The following is a 3,826-nucleotide window of genomic DNA, read 5'->3' as shown; positions in this document are numbered from 1 at the left end:
ATTAGTGTTTGAAATGACGTACGCCAGTGAACACCATAGCAATCCCATACGTATCTGCCACTTTAATAGAATCTTCATCACGGATTGATCCGCCCGGTTGAATGATTGCTGTAATTCCTGCTTTTGCTGCTTCTTCTAATGTATCTGGCATTGGGAAGAAAGCATCAGATGCAAGCGCGCTACCTTGTGCTTTTTCACCAGCTTGTGTAATTGCGATTTTTGCAGAACCTACACGGTTCATCTGTCCCGCACCGACACCAATTGTCATGTCATCTTTCGCTAAAACAATTGCGTTTGATTTCACATGTTTTACAACTTTCCAAGCTAGTTTTAAATCTTTCCATTCTTGCTCTGAAGGTTCACGTTTCGTTGGAATTGAAATTGTACTTTCATCTAATGATAACGTATCTTCCTCTTGAACGAGAAGTCCACCTTGTACAGAAGTTAGTTTTTTACTTGCACTTGTCGCTTTTTCAATATTTACAGTTAGTAAGCGTAAGTTCTTCTTACTTTGCAACACTTCTAAAGCTTCTTGCGAGAACGAAGGTGCGATAACAATTTCTAAGAAAATTTCATGTAACTTTTCTGCTGTAGCTTTATCAATTTCACGATTTGCTGCAATAATACCGCCGAAGATTGATACTGGATCCGCTTCATAAGCACGAGTATATGCTTCGTGAATATCAGTTCCTACTCCAACACCACATGGATTCATATGTTTTACTGCTACTACTGCTGGTTCTGTAAATTCTTTTACGATGCTAAGCGCTGCGTCTGCATCATTAATATTGTTATACGATAATTCTTTACCGTGTAATTGTTCTGCGTATGCAACAGAAGAAGTTGCTGCGAATGGCGCTTTATAGAAAGTTGCTTTTTGATGTGGGTTCTCGCCATAACGTAAGTCTTGCTTTTTCTCAAATGTCACAGTTAATGTTTCTGGACTTTCTTCACCCATTTGCTCTGTTAAGTAGTTAGAAATTAACGCATCATACGCTGCTGTATGACGGAATACTTTCGCTGCTAGTTTACGTTTTGTTTCCTCTGCCACTTCACCGTTCTCTTTTAGTTCTGCTAACACAATATCATAATCTACTGGGTCTACAATTACAGATACGAATTTATGATTTTTCGCAGCAGAGCGAATCATTGTTGGGCCACCGATATCAATATTTTCAATTGCATCAGCAAATGTTACATCAGGCTTAGCGATTGTTTCTTTAAATGGATATAGGTTTACAACAACAAAATCAATTGCTTGAATGCCTAGTTCATTCATTTGCGCTACATGTGTTTCATTATCACGAACTGCTAATAGACCACCATGAATATTTGGATGTAAAGTTTTCACACGACCATCCATAATTTCAGGGAAACCAGTTACTTCAGAAATACCAATTACTTGTAAGCCGTTTTCTTCTAGTAACTTTTTCGTACCACCTGTTGAAATAACTTCAATCCCTTGCTCTAGTAACCCTTTAACAAATTCTACTACTCCTGTTTTATCTGAAACACTTACTAATGCACGCTTTTTCATTTATCCTTCACCCCTGGTTGTATGTTAGTTAACAGTTGCTTCTTTCACAGACTGAACAATTTGATTCACTGTATTTACGTATAATTTATGTTCAACTTGCTGAATTTTCTTTTGTAAGCTTTCTCTCGTATCCCCTTCAGAAACAACCACTGCTTCTTGCGCAATAATTGGCCCTGTATCCATACCTGCATCTACATAATGAATTGTTACTCCAGTTACTTTCACACCTGCTTCTAACGCTTGACCGACAGCATCTTTACCCGGAAAGCTCGGTAGTAATGATGGATGAATATTAATAATCTTTCCGCCGTATGTTTCTAGTAACGTCGGCCCGATTAAACGCATATATCCAGCTAAAATAACATAATCAATTTCATATTCTTCTAGCTTCTTTAATATCTCTTTTTCAAACGCTTCTTTTGACTCATATGCTTTCGCTGAAAAAGCGAAACACGGAATATGATGATAATGCGCTCGCCCAACAGCACGTGCTTCTGGTTTATCACATACTAATAAACTAATTTCTGCATCCAATCTTTTTTCTTCTACCGCATTAACGAGAGATTGAAAGTTAGATCCACTTCCAGAAGCAAAAACTGCTAATCTACTCATAGTGCTGTGCCCCCATTAAAAGTAACGCCAGCTCCTTGTACAGTACGTCCAATAATACGAGCCGTTTCTCCTTGCTCTTCAAGAAGACGAACAACATCTTTTGCATCTTCTTCCTTCACTGCTACTACCATACCAATACCCATGTTAAAAATATTGAACATTTCTTTCTCTTCCAGCTTTCCAACTTCTTGAAGTAAATGGAAGATCGGCTGAATTTTCCAAGATCCTAGTTCAATCTCAGCACCAATTCCTTCTGGCAACATACGTGGGATATTTTCAATAAATCCGCCCCCTGTAATATGCGCCATACCGTATACTTCATGCTTCTTCAATAGTTCTAAAATAGGTTTGACATAAATTTTCGTTGGTTTTAATAGTTCTTCACCAAGAGGTAGTTCTAAGCGTCCATAAATACGCTCTAAAGATAGTTCTCCATCTTCTAGTAACACTTTTCGTACTAAAGAGTAACCATTGCTATGAATACCGCTAGATGCTAAGCCAATTAACACGTGACCAGCTTCAATCTTTTCACCTGTTACAATTTTCTTTTTATCAACAATCCCAACTGTAAAACCAGCTAAATCATATTCTTCCGTAGAATACATTCCTGGCATTTCAGCTGTTTCTCCACCGATTAATGCACAACCAGCTTGGCGACAGCCCTCTGATATACCTTTGACGATGTTTTCAATTTTACTAGGTTCAGCTTTACCACAAGCAATATAATCAAGGAAGAAAAGCGGCTCTGCTCCTTGGACAACAATATCATTTACACACATTGCTACTGCATCAATACCAATTGTGTCATGTTTATCTGCCATAAAAGCGAGCATCAATTTTGTTCCCACGCCATCTGTTCCAGATACTAATACAGGTTCTTCTAATGCAAATTTTGATAGATCAAACATACCTCCAAAACCGCCTAAACCGCCTAGTACTTCTTTTCTCATAGTTGTTTGTACGTGTTTTTTCATGCGAGATACCGCTTCATATCCAGCTTCAATATCTACTCCTGCTTGCTTATATGCATTCGCCATCGTTATTTACACCTCGTCTTTTAATTTCTCCCCATCCAGGGCGGGCCGTTTTAAGAAAGAAGCTAGCTTCTACATCAAAAGAAGTAGAAGCTTTTTTCACTTTTCTTATTTCATACTTTCTAAAAGCTCTTGCTCATAATCATAAAGAGCTGTTGGATAGTCCCCATTAAAGTAAGCCATACATAAGCCGCCATATTTCCCTTCATATGGACGTCCAATTGCATCTACTAATCCATCTTCGCTTAAAAATGTTAAAGAATCTGCTCCGATCATTTCACGGATTTCTTCTACTGTATTATTTGCTGCAATTAATTCTTTTCTCGTTTGAATATCAATGCCATAGAAACATGGATATTTCAGAGGTGGTGAAGCGATTCTTACATGAACTTCTGTCGCTCCAGCTTCACGAAGCATACGAACAATTCGTTTACTTGTCGTTCCTCTTACGATAGAGTCGTCAATCATAACAACTCGTTTCCCCTCAACCACACCTCTTACTGCGGAAAGCTTCATCTTTACCCCTTGCTCGCGCAGTTCTTGAGAAGGTTGGATAAACGTACGTCCAACGTAACGATTTTTAATTAATCCTAACTCATACGGAATACCTGTCGCCTCCGCATAGCCAATCGCAGCTGAAATA

4 protein-coding genes are annotated in these 3,826 nt (G+C 38.5%); all 4 read right to left on the bottom strand.

Annotated features, from left to right (window positions below):
- Window position 1: 1 nt before the first annotated feature.
- The gene (purH, locus tag MR170_RS30000; RefSeq protein ID WP_016083735.1) at window positions 2-1,537 is read right to left on the bottom strand and encodes a bifunctional phosphoribosylaminoimidazolecarboxamide formyltransferase/IMP cyclohydrolase; all 1,536 of its coding nucleotides are present in this window, start codon (window positions 1,535-1,537) and stop codon (window positions 2-4) included.
- A gap of 24 nt (window positions 1,538-1,561) precedes the next feature.
- Window positions 1,562-2,149: a phosphoribosylglycinamide formyltransferase gene (purN, locus tag MR170_RS29995; RefSeq protein ID WP_016083736.1), complete on the bottom strand. Its 588-nt coding sequence runs from the start codon at window positions 2,147-2,149 to the stop codon at window positions 1,562-1,564.
- Window positions 2,146-3,186, bottom strand: coding sequence for a phosphoribosylformylglycinamidine cyclo-ligase (purM, locus tag MR170_RS29990; RefSeq protein WP_016083737.1), 1,041 nt, complete (start codon window positions 3,184-3,186; stop codon window positions 2,146-2,148). The genes purN and purM overlap by 4 nt, the downstream gene beginning before the upstream one ends.
- 105 nt (window positions 3,187-3,291) lie before the next feature.
- Window positions 3,292-3,826: amidophosphoribosyltransferase (locus MR170_RS29985; RefSeq protein WP_481746796.1), on the bottom strand; the 535-nt coding region annotated here is incomplete at its 5' end.

This window comes from Bacillus cereus group sp. BfR-BA-01524, from assembly GCF_022662595.1.
Taxonomy (GTDB): Bacteria; Bacillota; Bacilli; order Bacillales; family Bacillaceae_G; genus Bacillus_A; species Bacillus_A thuringiensis_S.
Note: the sequence above shows the minus strand (reverse complement) of the source record. Positions and strands in the feature narration are given on the sequence as shown.

Excerpts from the sequence above, each read along its gene's own strand:
- purH (WP_016083735.1), bottom strand. The coding sequence starts at position 1,537 with ATGAAAAAGCGTGCATTAGTAAGTGTTTCAGATAAAACAGGAGTAGTA.
- purN (WP_016083736.1), bottom strand. The coding sequence starts at position 2,149 with ATGAGTAGATTAGCAGTTTTTGCTTCTGGAAGTGGATCTAACTTTCAA.
- purM (WP_016083737.1), bottom strand. The coding sequence starts at position 3,186 with ATGGCGAATGCATATAAGCAAGCAGGAGTAGATATTGAAGCTGGATAT.